The 23,377-nt window shown below is 73.8% G+C and carries 8 protein-coding genes; all 8 read left to right on the forward strand.

Annotated elements, in window-relative coordinates; all coding sequences use genetic code 11:
* The first annotated feature begins 3 nt into the window (after positions 1 to 3).
* The 8 genes from KBX21_RS11755 (at position 4) to KBX21_RS11805 (ending at position 23,372) form a co-directional block, all read left to right on the forward strand.
* Positions 4 to 255, forward strand: coding sequence for a phosphopantetheine-binding protein (locus KBX21_RS11755; RefSeq protein WP_049574645.1), 252 nt, complete (start codon positions 4 to 6; stop codon positions 253 to 255).
* Positions 256 to 327: 72 nt separating this feature from the next.
* Entirely contained in the window at positions 328 to 11,598 is an 11,271-nt protein-coding gene (locus tag KBX21_RS26615; protein ID WP_247665587.1) for a non-ribosomal peptide synthetase, read from the forward strand.
* Entirely contained in the window at positions 11,595 to 15,422 is a 3,828-nt protein-coding gene (locus tag KBX21_RS26620; protein ID WP_247665588.1) for an AMP-binding protein, read from the forward strand. The genes KBX21_RS26615 and KBX21_RS26620 overlap by 4 nt, the downstream gene beginning before the upstream one ends.
* A gap of 142 nt (positions 15,423 to 15,564) precedes the next feature.
* Positions 15,565 to 19,671, forward strand: coding sequence for an amino acid adenylation domain-containing protein (locus KBX21_RS11785; protein WP_210841897.1), 4,107 nt, complete (start codon positions 15,565 to 15,567; stop codon positions 19,669 to 19,671).
* A 264-nt stretch (positions 19,672 to 19,935) separates the two neighbouring features.
* Positions 19,936 to 20,916, forward strand: a complete 981-nt coding sequence (locus KBX21_RS11790) for an ABC transporter substrate-binding protein (RefSeq protein ID WP_307869191.1) — start codon at positions 19,936 to 19,938, stop codon at positions 20,914 to 20,916.
* Positions 20,917 to 20,958: 42 nt separating this feature from the next.
* Positions 20,959 to 21,165 (forward strand): MbtH family protein, encoded by a 207-nt coding sequence (locus tag KBX21_RS11795; protein ID WP_210841898.1) that lies wholly within the window; start codon positions 20,959 to 20,961, stop codon positions 21,163 to 21,165.
* 117 nt (positions 21,166 to 21,282) lie between these two features.
* Entirely contained in the window at positions 21,283 to 22,569 is a 1,287-nt protein-coding gene (entS, locus tag KBX21_RS11800) for an enterobactin transporter EntS (RefSeq protein WP_049578375.1), read from the forward strand.
* Positions 22,566 to 23,372 (forward strand): siderophore-interacting protein, encoded by an 807-nt coding sequence (locus KBX21_RS11805; protein ID WP_210841899.1) that lies wholly within the window; start codon positions 22,566 to 22,568, stop codon positions 23,370 to 23,372. The genes entS and KBX21_RS11805 overlap by 4 nt, the downstream gene beginning before the upstream one ends.
* Positions 23,373 to 23,377: the final 5 nt, after the last annotated feature.

Consider the following 23,377-nt stretch of genomic DNA (forward strand, 5'->3'; position numbering starts at 1 on the left):
CCCGTGTCCCAGGAGACCGAAGACACCGCCGCCACCGCGTTCACGGTCGAGCGCGTGCGGGCCGACGCAGCGCACATCCTCGCCGAGCCGGCCGAGGACATCGACCCCGCCGAGGACCTCTTCGACCGGGGGATGGACTCGGTTCGCATGATGAGCCTCATGGAGCAGTGGCGTTCCGCCGGGGTCGAGGTCGACTTCGCCGACCTCGCCGAGCGGCCCACGATCGACGCCTGGGTCGCCCTCCTCAACCGCTGACCCCGCCGAGCCCCCTCGCCCCGCCCCCCGCCCCCGATCCGACCAGAGCACCCTCCCGAGGAGCCCGATCCCATGGCTGACACCCACGACACCCGTTTGGGCCTGACCGGCGCCCAGGCAGGCGTCTGGTACGCGCAACAGACGGCGCCGGACAGCCCGGTGTTCAACGTCGGCCAGTACACCGACATCCCCGCCGACCTCGACACCGCCCGTTTCGCGGTGGCCGTGCGCACGGTGGTCGCCGAGAGCGACGCCCTGCGCGCCCGCGTGGTGGTGGACGGGGACCGGATCGGGCAGGTCGTCGGGCGCGGGGTCCCGAGGGAGCTGGAGGTCGTCGACCTCACCCGTGACGGGGGCGCGGGTGAGGACGGCGAGGAGGACGCGGTCGGCCGGGCCCTGGACTGGATGCGCGCCGACCGCGAACGCCCGGTCGACCCCACCAGTGAGCCCCTGTACCGCTTCGCGCTGCTGCGGGTGGGGCTCCGGCGGTGGTTCTGGTTCCAGCGCTTCCACCACATCGCGGTGGACGCCTACGCCATCACGATGATGGCGCGCCGCGTCGCCGACGTGTACACCCGCCTGGGTCGCGGCGAGGAGGTGCCCGTCACCAGGTTCGGTGCCCTCGCCGACCTCGTCGCCGACCAGGAGGACTACGCGGACTCACCCCGGTTCGCCGAGGACCGCGCGTACTGGACGGACCTGCTCGCCGACCGCCCCGAACCCGCCCTGCTGTCCTCGGCGCCGCCCGCGCCGCATGCCTCCTTCCTGCGCTCGCGCACGACCGTGGGGCCGCAGGTGGCCGAGGGTCTCGACACCCTGGCCAAGGCCTCCGGCGCGACCTGGGCCGACGCCCTGGTGGGTGCCTTCGCCGCCTACACCCACCGCCTCACCGGCGCGGACGACGTCCTCCTGGGCTCGCCGTCCATGGGCCGGGTCGGCTCCGTCGGCCTGCGCACCCCCGCCATGGTCGTCAACGTGCTGCCGCTGCGCCTGCGCACCTCCTCGGCCCGCACGGTGGCCGAGGTGATCGACCACACCGCCGCCGCCCAGCGCGACCTGCGTACCCACCAGCGCTACCGCTCGGAGCAGCTGCGCCGCGACCTCTCCGCGGTCGGGGACCGGTTCGGGCTGTACGGGCCCGAGATCAACGTGAAGCTGTTCGACTACACGTTCACCTTCGACGGCGTCGCCTCCTCCACCACGAACCTGTCCGAGGGCCCCGTCGACGACATCGCGGTGTCCGTCTACCGCCCGGCGAGCGGCGGTCTGGTCCTGGAGGCCAACGCCAACGACGCCCGTTACGACCGCCAGGGGGCCCGGGCCCGACTCGACGGGTTCGCCCACTTCCTCGGCGGGTTCGCCCGCGCCACCGGGACGACCCGGGTGGCCGACCTGGGCACCACCGACCCCGCCGACGCGCCGCTGGCCACCCCCGCCGTGGCCCAGGATCCGCCCACGGTCACCGAGCTCCTCAGCCGGGAAGCGGCCGTCGCCCCCCACGCCACCGCCCTGGTGCACGGCGACACCCGCCTGACCCGGGCCGAGCTCACCGACAGGGTCGACCGCCTCGCCCGTCTGCTGCGCGACGCCACCGTGGGCCCGGGCGACGTGGTCGCCCTCGCCCTGCCCCGCTCCGTGGACCTGGTCGTCGCCCTCTTCGCGGTCCTGCGCGCGGGCGCCGCCTACGTCCCCCTGGACCCCGAGCACCCGGCCGACCGGATCGCGCACGTCCTCGCCGACGCCCGCCCCAGCCTGGTGCTGGCCGACTCCACCACCTCCCACCGCCTCCCTGAGGAGGCCGAGGCGCGCCTGCTCGAACTCGACGCCGAGGAGGTCCGCTCCGCCCTCGACGAACAGCTCGGTGGCGCGCTCCCCGACCCCGACCCGAGGTCGGCCGCCTACCTCATCTACACGTCCGGGTCCACCGGCAGGCCCAAGGGCGTGGTGGTCGAACACCGTTCCCTGGCCGCCCTGGCCGCCACCCAGCGCGACCACCTGGGCCGGTACCTGCCCGCGCGCGCGAGGATCGGCCACGCCGGATCCTTCACCTTCGACGCGTCCTGGGACACCCTGCTGGGCCTGGTCCACGGCCACGAACTCCACCTGCTCGACTCCGACCTGCTCTTCGACCACGCCCGCCTGGGCGCGCACGTCGCCGAGCACCGGCTCGACCACCTGGACTTCACGCCCACCTACCTCCAGGGCCTGCTCGACTCCGGTGAACTCCGTCAGCCGCCCGCGCTGATCACCTTCGGCGGCGAGGCCTGCCCGCAGGACCTGTGGGACCGGCTGCGCGCCCTGCCCGGAACCCGGGCCCTCAACTTCTACGGACCCACCGAGAACACCGTGGACGCCCTGGTCTGCGACGTGCGCGACAGCGCCGCCGCCGTCATCGGCCGCCCCGTCGCGGGTGTGCGCGCCCACGTGCTCGACGCAGCCCTGCGCCCCGTCCCGCGCGGTGTCCCGGGCGACCTCTACCTGTCCGGGGACCAGCTCGCCCGCGGCTACGCGGGGCGCCCCGACCTCACCGCGGAACGCTTCGTGGCCGACCCCCACGGCCCGCCCGGCACCCGCATGTACCGCACCGGTGACCGCGCCCTGGTCCGCGAGGACGGAAACGTCGCCTACCTGGGCCGCGCGGACGGCCAGGTGCAGGTGCGCGGCTACCGGGTGGAGCCCGGCGAGATCGACGCCGCCGCCCGCACCCACCCGCGGGTCGCCCAGTGCGCCACGGTGGTGCGCCGGACCCCCGCGGGCGCCGCCCAGCTCGTCGCCTACGTGGTGGCCGACACCGGGACAGCCCAGGGGAGGCGGCCCGACGCGGAACCGGCGGCCCCCGCCGAGGACGAGGTCCGTGAGCACCTCGCCGCCCGACTGCCCGACTACATGGTTCCCGCCCGCGTCGTGACCCTGGAGCGGCTGCCGCTCAACTCCAGCGGCAAGGTCGACACCTCGGCCCTGCCCGAACCCGTCACCGCCCCCACCGGCACCGGCGGGGACCAGCCCGCAAGCCCGGCGGAACGGGCCCTCCTCGGCATCCTGCGCGATGTCCTCGGCACCGACATCGGCCTCCACGACGACTTCTTCCGGTTGGGCGGCGACAGCATCCTCGCCATCCAGGCGGTCAACCGCGCCCGCTCCGCCGGGCTGGCCCTGGCCGTGCGCGACGTGTTCGAGGCACCCACCGTCGCCGGGCTGGCGGCCCGCGCGGGCACCGCCGCCGACGCCCCGCGCGTGCCCGACAACCCCGTCGGCCCGGTCGAACCGACCGCTGTCACCGCCGAGCTCCTCGCCGAGGGCGAACCGCGTCCCCGCTTCACCCAGTCCCAGGTGCTGTGGACTCCGGCCGGGATCACCGAGGAGACGCTCTCCGGCGCCCTGCGCGCCGTCGTCGCCCACCACGGCGCCCTGCGTCTGCGCGTACGCGACGGCCGGATGGACGTCCTGCCCTCGAAGGAGGTCCGGGGCCCGGCCCCCCTGACCCGGGTCGACGCCCGAGGGCTGTCCGAGGACTCCCTCACGGAGAGGGTCGAGCGGGAGGCGGCCCACGCGCACACCAGGATCGACCTCACAGAGGGGCGCCCGCTCACCGCCGTGTGGTTCGACGCCGGGCCCGACCGCATGGGACAGCTCCTGGTCCAGGTGCACCACCTCGCCGTGGACGGCGTGTCCTGGCGGGTCATCGGCCCCGACCTCGCCGACGCCGTCGCCGCCCTCAGCTCGGGCCGCGCGGTGGAGCTCCCCGGCGCGGGCACCTCCCTGCGCCGCTGGACCCGCCTGCTCCAGGAGGAGGCCCGCCACCCCGGACGCCTCGCCGAACTCGACCACTGGACCGAGCAGACCGACCCCGCCCTCCACCGCCGTCTGGGCGCCCGCGACCTCGACCCCGAGGCCGACGTGGTCGCCACGCGCCACAGCATCGAACTCGAACTGGACCCCGGGCTCACCCACCAGGTCCTGACCGGGATCGGCGCCACCTACCGGGTGGGCGCCGAGGAGGTCCTGCTCACCGCCCTCACCCTCGCGGCGGACCAGCGCCTCCTGGTGGAGCTGGAGGGCCACGGCCGCCGCGAACTGCTCACCGCCCCCGCGGACCTCGCCCGCACGGTCGGCTGGCTCACCACCTCCCACCCGGTCGCCCTGACCCCCGGCACCGGCCCCGCCCACACCCTGAAGCGGGTCAAGGAGACCCTGCGCGCCACCCCGGGTCACGGCCTCGGCTACGGCCTGCTGCGCCACCTCAACTCCGAGACCGCGCCCCGCCTCACCGGCCGTGCCCGCCCCGACGTCCTCTTCAACTACCTGGGCCGCTTCGGCGCCCCCGCCGCGCAGCCCTGGGAGTCGGCCCCCGCCTCCACCCGGGTCATGCTCGGCGAGGACCCCGACGAGCCCCTCGCCCACGGGCTGGAGATCGGCGCCATCGCCCACGAGGGCCCCGGAGGCCCCCGCCTCCACCTGACTCTGCGCTGGGCCCCCGGCGTCCACGATCACCACGGCGTCCGCGCCCTGGCCGACGACCTCACCGCCGCCCTGCGCGCCCTGGCCGAGGCCGCCACCGACCCCGGACCGTACACCCTCACCCCCTCCGACCTGCCCCTCCTCGACCTCGAACCCTCCCGGATCGAGCAGGTCGAGCGAGCGTGGGCGCGGACCTCGGGTGACCCCGCGGCCCGTCTCGCCGAGCTCTGGCCCGCCACGCCGCTCCAGTCGGGACTGGTCTTCCACAGCCTCTACAGCTCCGGCCACGACGCCTACACCGCTCAGTCGGCCGTGCGGATCGACGGGGACCTGGACCCGGAGGGCCTCCACCGCGCCGCCGCGCTGCTCCTGGACCACCACCCCAGCCTTCGGGCGGGCTTCCACGCCGAGGGCGAGGACCTCGTCCAGTTCGTCCCCGCCGAACTCCGGCCCCGCTGGCGCAGCGTCGACCTGTCCGCCGACCCGGACCCCGACGCGGCCCTCGAACGGCTGAGCGCCGAGGAACTGGCCACCCCCTTCGACCTCGCCCACCCGCCGCTGCTGCGTTTCACCCTGGTGCGCCTGAACCCCACCCGGCACGTGCTGGTCACCACCGACCACCACACACTCCTGGACGGCTGGTCCACTCCGCTGTTCCTGCGGGCCCTGTTCACCCGCTACGCCGAACCGGACACCCCGGCGCCCGGCACGCACTTCCGCGACCACCTCGCATGGCTGGCGGCCCGCGACGACGACGCCGCCGACCACGCCTGGTCCACCGAGCTCGCCGACCTCGGCGGGCCCACCTTGCTCGCCCCGGAGGCGCCCACCCACGGCGGGCGGGAGCAGCGGGTCCTCAACGCCGCCCTCACCCAGCAGGAGACCGAGCGGGCCGCCGCCACCGCCCGCGAACTCGGCGTCACCACCAACACCCTGGTCCAGGCCGCCTGGGCCCTGGTGCTGGGTGCCGCCACCGGACGCACCGACGTCGTCTTCGGGGCCACCGTCTCCGGGCGCCCCGCCGACCTGCCGGGCGTGGAGTCCACCCTCGGTCTGTTCATCAACACCGTCCCCGTCCGCGTGCGCACGGAACCCGGCACCCCGGTGGCGGAACTGCTCACCGACCTCCAGCGCCGCCAGGCCGCGCTGTCCGAACACCACCACACCGGGCTGACCCGCACCCAGGAACTGTCCGGGTATGCGCCGCTCTTCGACACCCTCCTGGTGTTCGAGAACTTCCCCGCGCGCGACGCCCTCGCGGACCAGGACCACGGCGGGGTGCGCCTCACCGACGTCCGGATCGAGGACGCCACCCACTACCCGGTCTCCCTCAACGTCTTCCCGGGCCGGACCCTGACCCTGCGCCTGTGCCACCGCCCCGACGCGGTCGGAGCCGACGAGGCGGAGGCGCTCCTGGACCGTCTGCGCGCGGTCATCAACCGGATCGCGGCCAGCCCCGAACAGCCGGTCGCCGAGGTCCCCGCCACCACACGGGCCGAACGCGCTCAGCTGCTGGAGGGCTTCAACCGCACCGCGACCGCCGTCACCGCACCGCGCCCCTGCGACGCCCTCGCCGACTGGGCCGCCTGGGCACCCGACACCACGGCCGTGGTCGACGCCGAGGGTGAGCACAGCTACGCCGATCTCGACGCCTGGGTGGAGGAGATCGCCGCCCTGCTGCGCTCGAACGGGGTGCGTCCCGGCCGGGTCGTGGGCGTGGCCGTGCCGCGTTCGGTGGACATGCTGGCGTCGTTGCTGGCCGTGCAGCGGGTGGGCGGTGTGTACCTGCCGCTGGATCCGGAGTTCCCGGCCGACCGGCTCGCGTACATGCTCTCCGACTCCGGTGCGGTCCTCGTTCTCACCGGCGGGGGAGTGGAGGCCCCCGCCGGTGTCACCACCCCGGTGCTCGACCTCTCCGTCGCCGGTGACCGGGTCGACGGAGGCGGCGGTGCGCCGTGCGCCCCGAACCCGGTCCCACCGGACGCGGACTCGGTGGCGTACGTGCTGTACACGTCGGGCTCCACGGGCCGACCCAAGGGTGTGGTGATCAGCCACCGCAACCTGGCGAACTTCCTTACCGACATGGGTCGGCGCTTTCCGTTGGAGCAGGGTGAGCGCTGGCTGGCGGTGACCACGGTGAGCTTCGACATCTCCGCCCTGGAGCTGTACCTGCCGCTGCTCTTCGGTGCCACGGTGGTCCTCGCGGACAAGGACACCGTCCGCGACCCGCGCCTGCTCGGCGAACTCACCGCGTCCTCCGGGGCGACGATCATGCAGGCCACCCCGTCGCTGTGGCGCTCACTCACCGAGCACGACCCGGAGGTGCTGGCCCCGCTTCGCGTGCTGGTGGGCGGTGAGGCCGTGCAGGCGCCCCTGGCGGCGCTGCTCGCCGAAAACTCCCGGGGCGCCCACAACGTGTACGGGCCCACCGAGACCACCATCTGGTCCACCACCACACCACTGGACACCAGTGGCCCCGTCACCATCGGCCGTCCCATGGCCAACACCCGGGTGTACGTGCTCGACGCCGCCCTGCGACCGGTTCCCACCGGCGTGACCGGGGACCTGTACATCGCGGGCGAGGGGGTGGGGCTCGGCTACCACCAGCGGTTCGGACTCACGGCCGAGCGCTTCGTCGCCGACCCCCACGCAGGTCCGGACCGGCCCGGGTCCCGCATGTACCGGACCGGTGACCTGGCCCGATGGAGGGACGACGGCACCCTGGACTTCCTGGGGCGGGCCGACTTCCAGGTGAAGGTACGCGGATTCCGCATCGAGTTGGGTGAGATCGAGACCGCCCTGCTGTCCGCGCCCGGCGTCGCGGAGGCCGTGGTCACCGCACGCGAGGACGAGACCGGCAACGCCTGGCTGGCCGCCCACGTCATCCCCGCCACCGGGGTTGTCCACAGCCCGGACGCCCCTGCCTTGCCCGAGCCCGCCCAGCCGGGAGATCCTCGAACTGGGGGATCCTCCGTCCCCGCCGACTCCGCCATGCCCTCCAGCGCACCAGGCGTGACCTCGGCACCGCACGGAGCACCCACCCCGGTGAGCACCCCGGCACCGGAGGGCGCACCAGCTCCCCGGAACACCTCAGTCCCCCGGATCGCCCAGGCCCCTACAGGAGCTGCCGCCGCACCAGACGGAACTCCCACCCCGGCGAGCACCCCGGAAGAGGGGGGCACGCCCGCCCCAGACGGAGCTTCCGCCCCGGCCGCTGCCGTTGCGGCGCACCTCTCCGTGGCCGGACTGCGTGAGCACGTCGCGGCCCGGTTGCCCGACTACATGGTGCCGAGCGCCGTCGTCCTCATGGACGCCCTGCCGCTCACCGCCAACGGCAAGGTCGACCGCAAGGCACTTCCCGACCCCGGCGCCCCGGTCCGGAACGGACGCGCCCCCGCCACCGCCCGCGAGGAGATCCTGTGCGGGATCCTCGCCGACGTGCTCGGGCGCGACACGGTCGGCCCCGACGAGGACTTCTTCACCCTCGGCGGGCACTCGCTGCTGGCCACCCGCGCGGTCTCCCGGATCAGGTCCCTGCTCGGCGCGGACGTCGGTGTGCGCGATCTGTTCGAGGCGCCCACCGCGGCCGCTCTCGCCCGTCGCACCGAACACTCCACGGAGACCAGGCCGGGCGTCGCCCCGCGTTCCACGAACCAGCCGCGCCGACTCTCCCACTCCCAGCACCGGCTCTGGCTGGTCGACCGCCTCCACGAGTCCGGCGGTGCCTACAACGTGCCCCTCGCGGTGCGCGTCGCCGACCCGCTGGACACCGAATCCCTGCGCGCCGCCGTCACCGACCTGGTCGGGCGGCACGAGGTCCTGCGCACCGTCATCCGGACCGACCCGGACCAGCCGGGCACCCCGGTTCCGCACCTTCTGGACGCCGACACCCCCGGCCTGGTCGACGTGGCGGCCGAGCACTTGGGTGAACCACTGGACACCGCGCTGGCCCGGGTCACCGCCCAGCCCTTCGACCTCGCCGAGCGCCCGCCCCTGCGGGTCCGCCTGTTCACCGGTCCCGGGACCGCTCCCGGCTGTGTCCTCCTCGTGGTCCTGCACCACATCGTCGCCGACGAGTGGTCCTTCGGACCGCTCCTGGACGACCTGGACACCGCCTACCGCGCCCGCGCCGCCGGCCGGACCCCCGACTGGTCGCCCCTGCCGCTCCAGTACGCGGACTACGCCGCCTCCCGCACCGACTGGCTCGGAACGGCCGACGACCCCGAGAGCCCGCTCAGCCAGCGGCTCGACCACTGGCGCCGCAGCCTGGCGGGGCTCCCCGACGAACTCGCCCTGCCCACCGACAGGCCTCGGCCCGTCACTCCCTCACACACCGGCGGTCTCGCCCAGGCCCCCGTCGACCCGGAACTCCACGCAGCTCTGCGCGACCTCGCGGCGGCCCACGGCGTCACCGTGTTCATGGTGGTCCAGGCGGCCGTCGCCACCCTCCTGCACCGCCTCGGCGCGGGCGAGGACATCCCCCTCGGCAGCCCGGTCGCGGACCGCGCGGACGAGGGGCTCCAGGACGCGATCGGCTTCTTCCTCAACACCCTGGTCCTGCGCCTGGACCTGTCCGGACGGCCGACCTTCGCCGAACTCCTCGCCCGGGTCCGCGAGGTCGACCTCGCGGGCTTCGCCAACGCCGACGCGCCCTTCGACACCGTGGTCGAGGCGCTGAGGCCGGAGCGCTCGGTCAGCCGCCACCCGCTGTTCCAGACGATGGTGTCCTACCAGCGCAGGCCCGAGGGCGCCGACCAGCTCTTCGGTTCGGCCACCCACCTGGTCGAGACCCCCCTGGACACCGCCAAGTTCGACCTCGAGTTCGCCTACGTCGAGGACCCGCTCCAGGGGGCCCGGCTGGCGCTCAACCACTCCGCGGACCTGTTCGACCCCCCGACCGCGCAGCGGATCGCCGACCGCCTCGTCCACCTGTTGGGCGAGGTCGCGGCCGCCCCGGAACGGACCCTCGGCGCCTTCGAGGTGCTCGGGAACGCCGAACGCGACCGGCTTCTGGAGGGCTTCAACCGCACCGGGACCGCCGTCACCGCCGCCCGCCCCTGTGACGCCCTCGCCGACTGGGCGGGGCGCACCCCCGACACGGTCGCCGTCGAGGACTCCGCAGGTACCCACACCTACGCCTCGGTCCACGAACGAGTGGAGGAGATCGCCGCCCTGCTGCGCGGTCGGGGTGTCGGGGCCGGACGGACGGTCGCCGTGGCGATGCCGCGTTCGGTGGACATGCTGGCGTCGTTGCTGGCCGTGCAGCGGGTGGGCGGTGTGTACCTGCCGCTGGATCCGGAGTTCCCGGCCGACCGGCTCGCGTACATGGTGGCCGACTCCGGTGCGGTCCTCGTTCTCACCGGCGGGGGAGTGGAGGCCCCCGCCGGTGTCACCGCGCCCGTCCTGGACCTCGGGGACGCGTCCGCCGAACCGACCGCTCCCGTGGAGGCGGGTACCGGTCCGGTGGACGCGGACTCGGTGGCGTACGTGCTGTACACGTCGGGCTCCACGGGCCGACCCAAGGGTGTGGTGATCAGCCACCGCAACCTGGCCAACTTCCTCACCGACATGGGCCAACGCTTCCCGCTGGGCCCGGGTGAGCGCTGGCTGGCGGTGACCACCGTGAGCTTCGACATCTCCGCCCTGGAGCTGTACCTGCCGCTGCTCTTCGGGGCCACGGTCGTCCTCGCGGACAAGGACACCGTCCGCGACGGGGTGGCCCTCGCCGACCTGTTGGAGGGCGGCGGGATCGGGATCATGCAGGCCACGCCCACCCTGTGGCGGATGCTCCTGGAGACCAAGCCGGAGGTCCTGCGCGAGCTGCGCGTGCTGGTCGGCGGAGAGGCCCTGCCCCAGGCGCTGGCCGACGAACTCGCCGCCCACGCCCCGAGCGTCACCAACGTGTACGGGCCCACCGAGACCACCATCTGGTCCACCACGTCGCCCGTACGCACCGGCGCACCCGTCTCCATCGGTGGCCCCATGGCCAACACCCGCGTGTACGTGCTCGACGCCGACCTCCAACCGGTCCCGGCCGGGGTCGCCGGGGACCTCTACATCGCGGGTGAGGGGGTGGGGCTCGGCTACCACCAGCGGTTCGACCTCACGGCCGAGCGCTTCGTCGCCGACCCCCACGCAGGTCCGGACCGGCGTGGGTCCCGCATGTACCGGACCGGCGACCTGGCCCGATGGAGGGACGACGGCACCCTGGACTTCCTGGGCCGGGCCGACTTCCAGGTGAAGGTACGCGGGTTCCGCATCGAGCTGGGTGAGATCGAGACCGCGATCGCCCGCGTCGACGGTGTCGCCCAGGCCGTGGTCACCGCCCAGGAGGGGGCGGACGGCCACCACCGGTTGGTCGCCTACCTCACCGGCACCGGGGCCGTTCCGAGCCCGGACGCCCTGCGCGCCGCGCTCTCCGTGCGGCTTCCCGCCTACATGGTGCCCTCCGCGTTCGTCCACCTGGACTCCTGGCCGCTCACCGCCAACGGCAAGGTCGACCGCGGCGCCCTGCCCGACCCGGCGTCCACCGCCAGCGAGCGGCCCGCCGGGCGCGCGCCCGCCACCGACGCCGAGCGCGCCCTGAGCGCGGTCTACGCGGACGTCCTCGGCCTGGACGGGGTCGGCGCGGACGAGGACTTCTTCGCCCTGGGCGGCGACAGCGTCCTCACCCTGCGCCTGGTCGGTGGCGCCCGTCGGGCCGGGTGGACCGTCACCGGCCGCCAGGTCTTCCGCCACCCCGTGGTGTCCGACCTCGCCGCGGTCGCCGAACCCGCGTCCCCACCGGACCCCGAACCCGCTGCGGCCGCCCCGGAGGAACCCCTGATCTCCCTGGCCCCCGGACAGCTCGACCAGCTCGAATCGATGTGGAGGAAGCGGCGATGACCCAGCCCACCAGCCCCGCCCCCGGAACGCCCGCCGCCCCCGGGGCGATCGCCGACGTCCTGCCGCTCAGCCCTCTCCAGGAGGGGTTGCTGTTCCACCACGCCCTCGACGGGGGCGAGGCCGACGTGTATGGCATCCAGGTGCGCGTGGAACTCCTCGGCCGGATCGATACGGAACGCCTGCGCCGGGCCGCGTCCGCTCTGCTCGACCGTCACCCGAACCTGCGCGCGGGCTTCCTCCACGAGGAGCTCGACCAGCCGGTCCAGTTCGTACCCGCCGACACCGACCTCGACTGGACCCACACCGACCTCACGAAGCCGGTGGCGGACGGCGGGATGGGTTCCCCGAACGCGGAGCCTGTGACGGACGGCGGGATCGGCCTCCCGGACTCGGGGTCCGTGGGGGACGCCGGGATCGGTTTCCCGAACGCGGAGTCCGGGGCGGACGCCGGGGCTGGTTCCCCGAAGGCAGAGCCTGTGGCGGGCGCCGGGGCCGAGTCCCCGAACGCGGGGTCCGTGGCGGACACGGACCCCGTACCCCCGGATGCCGAGGACCGCGTGGCGGAGCGCGAGTTCGCCAGGGGATTCGACCTCTCGGCGCCGCCGCTCATCCGCTTCCACGCCCTGACCACCGGACCCGACCGCACCGTCCTCGTGGTCACCGCCCACCATGTGCTGCTCGACGGCTGGTCGCTGCCGATCCTCGCCCGCGACCTCCTGCGCCTGTACGAGGCGGACGGTGACGGCGGCGCCCTGCCCGCAGCCCCGCGCTACCGGAACCACCTGGCCTGGCTCAACGGCCGCGACCACGACGCCGCTCGCAAGGCATGGGCCGCCGCCCTGGAGGGGCTCCCGGAACCCACTCTGCTCGCGCCCGGCCGGGTTCTCGGCGCGCAGGAGCCCGGGACCGGGGACGACCCTTCCGCGCGCACCGGTTCGCCCGAGCCCGCGGCGGCCAGCGTCGAGTCCCGGCTCGGGACCGCCGACAGCCAGCGGCTTCGCGCCCTCGCCGCCGACACCGGGGTGACCGTCAACACCGTCCTCCAGGTCACGTGGGCGCTGACCCTCGCCGCGCACACCGGTCGCGAGGACGTCGTCTTCGGCCAGCCCGTGTCCGGGCGCCCGCCCGAGCTCCCCGGCGCTCATGACACCGTCGGCCTGTTCACCAACACGCTTCCGGTCCGGGTTCGCCTCGACCCCGCCGAACCCCTCGCCGACCTGCTCACTCGGACCCGGGTGGACCAGGCCGACCTGCTCGACCACCAGTGGACCGGACTGGCCGAGGTCCAGCGCGCCGCCGGACACGGCACCCTCTTCGACACGCTCCTGGTCGTCGAGAACTATCCCCTCGACGAGGCCGCCGCCCGCGCCGACCACGCGGGGATCAGGGCCGGTGACATCAGGGTCCGCGACGCCACCCACTACCCGGCCACGCTCACGGTCCTGCCCGACGACGGCCCCGACCTCGACACCGTCCTTCGCCTCGACCACCTGCCCGGCGCGGTCCACGGCGCCGCCGCCCGTCAGCTGCTCGACCTGTTCACCCATCTGCTGGGCCAGGTCTGCGCCGACCCCCGGCGCACCCCGCGTGAGCTGGACCTGCTCACCCCGGCCCAGCGCACGGAACTGGCCAGCCACAACGGCACCGCGCACCCCACCACCCACAGCACGCTCAACGCGCTGCTCGCGGCGGCCGAGCGGGAGCATCAGGACCGGCCCGCCGTCGTCACCGAGGACCGTGAACTCACTTACCGGCGGTTGCACGAGGACGCCGCCCGGCTGGCCGGGCTGCTCCGCGAACACGGCGTCGGTCCGGAGTCGGTGGTCGCCGTCGCCCTACCGCGCGGCGCCGACCTGGTCACCGTCTTCGTGGCGGTCGTACGCGCCGGGGGCGTTCTGCTCCCGCTGGACCTGGACCACCCGTCCGCGCGCCTGGCCGACATGGCCGAACGCGCCGGGGCGGTCGCCGTGGTCACGACCTCGGGGCAGCGGGCGAGCCTCGCGGATCTGCCCGTCGACACCGCGCGGATCGAACTCGACGCTCCGGACACCCGGGACCGGCTCGCCGCGCTCCCGCCCCTGCCGTGGGCCCAGCCGCATCCCGACCAGCTCGCCTACACGCTGTTCACCTCCGGCTCCACCGGCCGCCCCAAGGGGGTCGGGGTCTCCCACCGGGCCATCACCAACCGCATCGAGTGGACCCAGACCGCCTACGCGCTGACCCCCGAGGACCGGGTCGCGCAGAAGACCCCCGTCGGCTTCGACGTTTCCGTGTGGGAGTTCCTCTGGCCGCTGGCCGTGGGCGCGGCCGTGGTCCCTGCGCGCCCGGACGGCCACCGCGACCCCGCCTACCTGGTCGGGTTCCTGGCGAGTCAGCGCGTGACCGTGTGCCACTTCGTCCCGGCGATGCTCCGCCTGTTCCTCGACGTACTCCCCGCGAGCGCCGGACCGGACCGTGCTTCGGTGACAGGGCCGGACCCCGCGAGTGCCGGACCCGACCCCGCGCCGATCCCCGGGTCGGCCAGGGGGCCGCTCTCCGCATCGGCGACCACGTCGGTCTCCGCGTCGGAATCAGCGTCGGACCCCGAGCCGTTCTCTGCCTCGGTTGGCACATCGTCCTCCGCTTCGGACCCAGCGTCGGTCTCCGCCTTGGCGACCACGTCGTCCTCCACCTCGTCCTCCGCGCTCCGACTGGTCATCGCCAGTGGTGAGGCCCTCGGCGGCGACCTCGCGCACGCCTTCGCCACCGCCCTGCCCGCCACCCGTCTGGAGAACCTCTACGGCCCCACCGAGGCGGCCGTCGACGTCACCTCGCACCCCGCCGCAGTCCCGGGGGCGGACTCCGCAGCCGAGCACCTCCCCGGCGGTCCGGTCCCCATCGGGCACCCCGTCTGGAACACCACCGCGCACGTGCTCGACCACGCCCTGCGCCCCGTCCCGCCCGAAGCGGTCGGGGAGCTCTACCTCGGCGGGGTCCAGCTCGCACGCGGTTACGTGGGCCGCCCCGACCTCACCGCGTCCCGATTCGTCGCCGACCCCAGCGGTCCGGCAGGGGCCCGGCTCTACCGCACCGGCGACCTCGTCCGCCGACGCGCGGACGGGGCCCTCGTCTACCTCGGACGCTCCGACGACCAGGTCAAGATCAACGGCGTCCGCGTCGAACCGGGCGAGGCCGAGTCGGTCCTGCGCGCCCTGAACGGTGTCGCCGACGCCGCCGTCACCGTGCGCACCGCCCGGGGCTCCGGTGCCACCGCCCTCGCCGGGTACGTCGTACCCGTGCCCGGACACACGCCGGACCCGGACCAGTTGCGCGCCCAGCTGGCCACCGCGCTGCCCCCGGCCCTGGTCCCCGCCACCGTCACGGTCCTGGACCGGCTGCCGTTGAGCGTCAACGGCAAGCTCGACCGGGGCGCCCTGCCCGAGCCCGTGCCCGCCGCCGCCTCGGGGCGGCCCCCGGCCACCGAGGCCGAACTCGTCCTGGCCTCCGCCGTCGCCGACCTCCTGGGCGTGGCCGGAGGTCCGGTCCCCGCCGACGCGGACTTCTTCACCCTGGGCGGGGACAGCGTCACCTCCATCCGCCTGGTCGGCCGAGCCCGCGCCGCCGGACTGGAACTCACCGTGCGGGACGTGTTCACGCACCGAACCCCCGAGCGCCTCGCCGCGCACGCCGCGCGGAGCGCGGACCAGGAGCGGTCCGGGCCCGGCTCACCGGACCCGGCGGAACCCGAACCAGAACCCGCCCCGGCCCGGGGAGAGGAGTTCGCCGACCTCCTCGACGCGGGCGACATGGACCAGCTCCAACAGCTCTGGGACTCACGGGACTGAGCCGCCTGCGGACCCTCTCCGGAGACCTGCGGACCCTCTCCGGCCACCGGACCACCTCCGGCACATCCGGTGAAGGTCCGGGCGCACCCGCCCCAACGCCACCCACACCTGCCACACCAGCACCAACCAGAAGAGGACACCCATGAACGCCAGCGCCACGGGCCCGGGCGACATCCAGGACGTGCTCCCCCTCGCGACCCTCCAGGAGGGTCTGCTGTTCCACTCCGTCAAGGACGAGCAGCACCTGGACGTCTACACCGTCCAGAACGTCTTCGAGTTCACCCGCCGGGTCGACGCCGCCGCCCTGCGCGACGCGGCGGGCACCCTCCTGCGGCGCCACCCCGCCCTGCGCGCCGGATTCATGCACGAGGGCGTCGAACGCCCCGTCCAGTTCATCCCGCGCGAGGTCCCCGTCGCCTGGCACGAGACCGACCTGTCCGACCTGCCCGCGGTGGAGGCCCGCCGCCGGTTCGAGCACATCCGCGTCGGCCAGCGCGAGCGACGCTTCGACCTCTCCCGGCCGCCGCTCATCCGGCACGTCCTGGTCCATCTGCCCGACGACCGCGACGTCCTCGTCCTCACCTTCCACCACATCGTCATGGACGGCTGGTCCGGCGAGCTCTACAACGCCGAGCTGATGGACCTGTACCTGCGTGGAGGGGACGACACCGGACTGCCCGCGCCCCGGCCCTACCGCGACTACCTGGTGTGGCTGGCGCGCCAGGACCACCAGCGCTCCGTCGACGCCTGGCGCTCCGCTCTGGAGGGCGTCGAGGAGGGCACGCTCGTCTCGGCCGCCGACGCCGGGGACACCACGATCATGCCCCGCACCGTCGACGGGGTCGTCGCCCCCGCCCTGGTCGGCCGCCTCACCGCGCTGGCACGCGACACCGGGGTCACCCCCAACACGCTCTTCCTCGCGGCCTGGGGCCTGGCCCTGCGCTCCCACACCGGTGGTGACGACATCGTCTTCGGCAGCACCGTCGCCGGGCGCCCGCCCGAGATCGAGGGGGTCGACTCGATCGTCGGCGTCTTCTTCAACACCGTGCCGGTCCGTGTGCGGGTCCGTCCCGCCGAGACCGTCCGTGACCTCCTCGTCCGGCTCCAGGGAGAGCAGGCCGACCTGCTCCCGCACCACCACGTGAGCCTCGCCGACATCCAGGGGGCGGTCGGCGGGCAGCGGCTCTTCGACTCGCTCTACGTGCAGCGCAACATCCCGCGCGACGACGAGCGCTACCAGAGCGTGCGCGAGCGGACCGGCCTGGAGTCGGTCACTGGCAACGACGCCACCCACTACCCGCTGACCTTCGTCGCCCAGCCCGGCGACGAACTGCGGCTCAGCCTCGCCTACCGGACCGATGTCGTCACCGCCGAGACCGCGCAGGACCTGTACGACCGGGTCGTGCGGCTGCTCGAGCAGATCGCCGCGCAGCCCGGCGCCCCGGTCGCCGACCTCAACGCGCTTTCCGCGCAGACCGCCAGCACCGCCCTCGGGCTGGGGGAGGGGGTGCGCCGCGAGCTTCCCGACACCACCCTCGCCGGGATCTTCGAGGAGTCCGCGCGTCGGGCCCCCGAGCGCACCGCCCTGGTCACCCGGGACGAGAGCCTCACCTTCGCCGAACTCGACGAACGCGCCGAACGCCTGGCCCGCCTGCTCGCGGAGCTCGGTGTGGGCCCGGAGGCCAGGGTCGCCATCGCGCTGCACCGCTCTGCCGACTGGGTGGTGACCCTGTTCGCGGTGCTCAAGCTCGGCGCCGCCTACGTGCCGTTGGATCTGGAGCACCCGGCGGCCCGGCTCGGCCATATGCTCGCCGACTCCGGCCCCCTGGTCACCGTCACCACCGCCGACGCCTCGAAGAACCTGCCCGGGGAGCGGGGTTCCAAGGCGGGCGGCGGGTACGACTCCGGTGGCCGCCGTCTTCTCCTGGACGATCCGGGTGTCCGGGCGGACCTCGCCCGGGTCGACCTCTCCCGGCCCCGGACGCCCGCCGCCCACCGGCCCGACCACCTCGCCTACGTCATCTTCACCTCGGGCTCCACCGGGCGCCCCAAGGGCGTGGAGATCCCGTACCACGGCCTGGTGAACATGCTGGTCAACCACCGCACGGAGATCTTCGACCCGGTGGTCGAGGCCCAGGGCGGACGGGTCATGCGGGTCGCCCACACCGTGTCGTTCTCCTTCGACATGTCCTGGGAGGAGCTCCTGTGGCTGATCGACGGCCACGAGGTGCACCTCATGGACGAGGAGCTGCGCCGTGACTCCGCCGCCCTGGTGGCCTACTGCGCGGACCAGGACATCGACGTCGTCAACGTGACCCCGTCCTACTGCGGGCAGCTCATCGAGGACGGCCTCCTCGGCCGGCCCGCGGACACTGACGGGGGCGGCTCGGGGGGCTCTCCCACGGACGCACCGACGGACGCGGCCAGGCACGACGGCGCCCACCGTCCGCCGCTGGTCCTGCTCGGCGGCGAGGCGGTCAGCGCCACCGTCTGGGACACCCTCCGCGAGGCCGACAACGTGCTCGGCTACAACCTGTACGGGCCCACCGAGTACACGATCAACACCCTCGGCGGCGGCACCGACGACAGCCGCACCCCCACGGTGGGGCGCCCCATCGCCAACACCGACGTCCACGTCCTCGACTCCGCCCTGCGCCCCGTCGCCCCCGGAGTCCCCGGCGAGCTGTACGTGACCGGGGTCGGCCTGGCCCGGGGCTACGCCAACCGCTCCGACCTCACGGCCGAGCGGTTCGTCGCCGATCCGTACGGCCCGCCCGGATCACGCATGTACCGGACCGGCGACCTGGTCCGCTGGGACACCGAGGGGCTCATCGACTACCTCGGCCGGGCCGACGACCAGGTCAAGATCCGCGGTGTGCGCATCGAACCCGGTGAGGTGGTGGCCGCGCTGGAGGAGCACCCGGCCGTCGCGCAGGCGGCGGTGGTCGTCCGCGAGGACACCCCCGGCCTCAAGAGGCTGGCGGCCTACCTCGTCCCCGCCTCGGGCGCCGAGGTCGACACCGACGCGCTGCGCCGGGATCTCCAGGGCACCCTGCCCGACGCCATGGTGCCCTCGGCCCTGGCCACCCTGGACCGGCTCCCGCTCACCATCAACGGCAAACTCGACCCGGCCGCCCTGCCCGCCCCCGCGCACACGGGCGGCACCGGCCGCCCGCCGCGCGACGACGTCGACCGCGACCTGTGCGCCGACTTCGCCGCCGTCCTCGGCCTGAACGACGCTGCGGACGCCTCCGAGCCCGCCGCCCTCACCATCGACGACGACTTCTTCGACCTGGGCGGGCACTCGCTCCTGGCCATGCGACTGGTCGGCCGCGTCCGCAAGCGCACGGGGCAGCGGCTGCGCGCGGGCGACCTCATCGCCGCGCCCACCGTCGCCCGCCTGCGGGAGTACCTGGAGTCCCCGCGCCGCGAGGACCTCCTCGCCCCGGTGCTGCGCCTGCGGGAGGGCGGACGCAGGAGCCCGCTGTTCTGTTTCCACCCGGCGAGCGGGTTCAGCTGGTCCTACGCGGGGCTGGCCCCGCACCTGGACAAGGAGCGGCCCATCGTCGGCATCCAGTTCCCGGGCCTGCGCGAGGACGACCTGCCGCCCACCATGGACGAACTCGTGGAGCGCTACGCCCGCCTCGTCCGCACCGTCCAGCCCAACGGTCCCTACCACCTGGTCGGCTGGTCGTTCGGCGGACAGATCGCGCACGGCCTCGCCACCCTCCTCCAGGCCGAGGGGGAGAAGGTCGCCTTCCTCGGGCTGCTGGACACCTATCCCACCGACTCCGAACCCGTCCTTCGGGCGGGCGGGGCCATGCCCGAAGCCGAGGCCGAGCAGGAGGCGCTGGAGTTCCTGCTCTCCAGCTCCCAGCGCGACCTCCCCTCCTGGCTGAGAGCGCCCTACCGGCGGGAGGAGGTCGTGGAGTTCATGCGTGACAGCGACGGCGTCTGGGCCGACTTCGACTCCGACACCATCGAGCGCGTGGTCCGGGCCCGCATGTACACCAACGAGGTCATGTACCGAACCGGCTACCGCGTCTACGACGGTGACCTGCACTTCTTCTCCGCCACCGCCCAGCGCGAGCCCGACTCCGGCATCACCGCCGAGCTGTGGAAGGAGCACGTGCGCGGCGAGGTGCACGACACCCCCGTCGACCACCACCACGACGACCTCACCGGACCTGCCGCGCTCTCCGTCATCGGCCCGGTCCTCGACCGGGCCCTGAGGGGCGGGCGATCGTGACGCGGGCCGCCCGGCGAGGCGGGAGGGGAGCCTCACCCGAGAGCGCCCACCGAGCGCGGGAGGGGAGCCTCACCCGAGAAAAAGCCGCCCCCGGGTTCCCAAGACTGGTAAGGCAAGGCTAGCCTTACTCCGGGTTCGAGTCCTCCCGCCGACGGGCACGCGAGGGTTCGCACCGCGCGAAGCCTCGCACCCCTGCCCCGAACCCCTCGGGCCCCACCCGGCCCCGCCCCACCGCCCCACCCCACTCCCACGAAAGCGAAGACCGTGAAACAGCTGACGACCCACCTCAGGGGAGGTGCCCCCATCGCCTGCGGCCTCGCCCTGGCACTGGCCCTCACCGCCTGCGGCGACACCTCGGACACGGCCGACGGCACCGACGAGGCCGGGGCGACCGTCCAGGTCGAGACCGACTACGGCACTGTCGGGGTCCCCGAGAACCCCGAGCGGATCGTCGCCCTGGAGTTCGGCAACGAGATCCTCGTCGAGGCCGGGATCGACCCCGTCGGCGTGATCGAGCCCAACCCCGGACTCCACACCCCCGAGGAACTCGCCGTCCTGGAGGAGGCCACGGTCGTCCAGGCCTCCAGCCTCGAACTCAACATCGAGGCCATCGCCTCCGCCGAACCCGACCTCATCATCGGCGGCGTCCGCGAGCAGAGCCACGAGGACTACGAGGAACACTTCGCGACCCTCTCCGAGATCGCGCCCACCGTCCTGTTCGACTTCGAGGGCGCCGGGCACGAACTCCGCGACATGAGCCTCCGGCTCGCGGAGGTCGTCGGCGACGGCGAACGCGCCCAGGAGGAGCGCGAGCGCTACGAGGAACGCGTCACCGAGATCAGCCAGACCCACGCCGACCAGCTCGAGGACCACACCTTCGCGGTGGTCTTCGGCGTCGACAACGAGTTCGCCGTCATCAACACCAACGCCTGGGGCGCCTTCATCCTCGACGAACTCGGCGCCGAGGCGGCGTCCGTCACCGAGGAGGCCGGGACCGACTTCGCCGCCTGGCAGTCCTACGAGAACATCGACAAGCTCCAGGACGCCGACGTCGTCTTCTACGAGACCGACGTCGCCCACGAGCCCGACCCCTTCACCGCCGACCTGCTCCAGCAGGACCTCTGGCAACCCCTCACCGCCGTGGAGAACGACCAGGTCCACCCGCTGCGGTACAGCGCCGCGCGCACCTGGGCCCAGGGCAACGACGTCCTCGACCAGATCGAACAGGTCCTGGAGACCCTCTAGCCGCAGGCCCGTGTCACACGCGACCCCAACGAAGGAGCGACCATGACCAACCCCTTCGACGACACCGAAGGCACCTTCCTCGTTCTCGTCAACGCCGAGGAGCAGTACTCGCTGTGGCCCGGGTTCGCCCGTGTCCCCGAGGGGTGGACCTCCGTCCACGGCCCCGTCTCCCGGGACGAGGCACTCGGCTACGTCAACGCGCACTGGACCGACCTGCGCCCCCGCAGCCTGCGTGAGGCGCTCGCCTGACGGAACCGGTGGGCCCCTCACCAGGAGGGGGCCCACCGCGACCGAACACCGGCAGACCGCGAGAGCGGGCCACCGCCCGCCCCACCCGTGAAGGACCCCGTGAAGCTCTCCCAGCTGATGGTCGACATCAGCCCACTGCGCCTGAGCCGTGAGTTCAGGATCGTCTTCGTCGCCCGGCTCGTCTCCATCTTCGGGCTGGGGTTCGCGGCGGTGGCCCTGCCCATGCAGGTCTACGAGCTCACCGGGTCCTCACTGCTCGTCGCCACCGTCCACACCACCTCCGCGGTGAGCGTCCTCGCGGGCACCCTCGTCGGCGGCATGCTCGCCGACCGCAGTGACCGGCGGCGCCTCATCGTGATCGGCCGCGCTTCGGCCGTCATCGGCTTCGGCGCCCTGGCCGTCAACACCCTCGTGCCCGCCGAACCCTGGCTCTGGGTGATCTACGCGGTCGCCGCCTTCAACGGCTTCCTCGGCTCCTTCAGCGCCGTCGCCCTCCAGGCGGCCGCCCCCGGGTTCGTCCCGCGCGACCGGCTCCCCGCCGCCGGGGCCCTGCTCGCCCTCAACGGCGAACTCGGTTCCGTCCTGGCGCCCGCGCTCGGCGGAGTGATCATCGCGGCGCTGGGGATGGGCGGGAACTACGTCGTCACCGCGCTGCTCTCGCTCTTCACCACCGTGCTCGTCTGGCGCCTGCCTCGCCTGGACCCCCCGGAGGAGAGCCGTACCCAGCCGGTACTGACCGCCCTGCGGGAGGGCGCGGGGTTCGCGGTGCGGCACCGCGTCGTCGGGCCCCTGCTGCTGCTGGGCCTGGCCCAGATGCTCTTCGCCGCGCCCCAGGTGCTCATCAACGAGTTCACCGACAAGGTCCTCGGCGGCGGCCCCACCCTGGTCGGCCTCCTGTACACCGCGCCCGCGATCGGCGCGCTCATCGGATCGCTGACCAGTGGCTGGGCCGGACGCGCCCGACGCACCGGCGCGCTCCTGCTCGTCGCCGTCGCCCTCTGCGGGCTGGCCGTCCTGGGGCTCGGGGCGAGCACCTGGGCGCCGGTCGCCTTCGCGTTCCTGGTCTTCCTCGGCTTCGGGCAGGTCGTGGAGGAGATCCTGCGGTACGCGCTGCTCCAGTCCCACACCCCGGACCGCCTGCGTGGCCGCGTGAACTCGGTGTGGACGGCGCAGTCCACCGTGGGGAGTTCGGCGGGCGCGCTCACCCTTGGAGGGCTGGCCCCCGTCATCGGAGCGGCGGGCGCCATGATGGCCGGGGGAGCGCTCACCGTCGTCAGCGTCGGGGCGCTCGCGGTGGCCTTCGCCGGGCTGCGCACCGCACAGGTCCTCCGAGAACCCGAGATCGCCCCCGCCCCCGCAACCAGTCCGAACAGCAACCCCGAACCGCAGCAGGAGAAGCAGTGACCCACGAACGCCGCATCGAGATGTACCCCCTCAAGAGCCGCGTGCTCGAGGTGGCGGAGATCGAGCGGGTGACCCCCCGGATGATCCGCGTGCACCTGGAGGGTCCCGACTTCGAGGGGCTCCAGAGCGACGGCTTCGCCGACCACGTCAAGCTCTGGTTCCCCAACGAGGCCGGCGACCACGTGCTCCCGGTCGTCGAGGACGACCGCTGCCTGAACTTCCGGGCGGAGGGAGTGGTCTTCCGCGACTACACGGTGCGCCATCTCGACCACGACGCGCGGCGCCTGACCATCGACTTCGTCGCCCACGACCACGGCCCCGCCGGGCGCTGGGCCACCAACGCGGTGAAGGGCGACCGGCTCGGCGTCCTGGGCCCGCGCGGCACCGCCCACATCACCGGTGAGTTCGACTACCACGTCCTCCTCGTCGACGAGACCGCCCTGCCCGCGGCCGCCCGCTACGTGGAGGAACTCCCCGAGGACGCCACGGTCCGCGCCTTCTTCGAGGTCGCCGACGCCGACGAGGAGCAGCTGGTCCGGACCCCCAAGGACGCTGAGCTCACCTGGCTGCACCGGGGCGACGCCGAGCCCGGCAGCACGGACCTGCTGTTGAGGGCCTTCGAGGCCCTGGAGCTGCCCGAGGGCGACGGCTTCGTCTACGCGGCGGGTGAGGCGGGCACCCTCAAGCCCATCCGCAGGCTCCTCAAGGAGCGCGGGTTCGTCCGCAACGAGACCTGCGAGGTCGACGGCTACTGGCGCCGCGGCACCGCCAACCTGGACCACCACGAGGACGACGACGAGTAACCGTC

Source organism: Nocardiopsis sp. B62, assembly GCF_018070675.1.
GTDB lineage: Bacteria > Actinomycetota > Actinomycetes > Streptosporangiales > Streptosporangiaceae > Nocardiopsis > Nocardiopsis prasina.

Coding starts and splice junctions, on each gene's coding strand:
- KBX21_RS26615 (WP_247665587.1), top strand. CDS start 328: ATGGCTGACACCCACGACACCCGTTTGGGCCTGACCGGCGCCCAGGCA.
- KBX21_RS26620 (WP_247665588.1), top strand. CDS start 11,595: ATGACCCAGCCCACCAGCCCCGCCCCCGGAACGCCCGCCGCCCCCGGG.
- KBX21_RS11785 (WP_210841897.1), top strand. CDS start 15,565: ATGAACGCCAGCGCCACGGGCCCGGGCGACATCCAGGACGTGCTCCCC.
- KBX21_RS11795 (WP_210841898.1), top strand. CDS start 20,959: ATGACCAACCCCTTCGACGACACCGAAGGCACCTTCCTCGTTCTCGTC.
- entS (WP_049578375.1), top strand. CDS start 21,283: ATGGTCGACATCAGCCCACTGCGCCTGAGCCGTGAGTTCAGGATCGTC.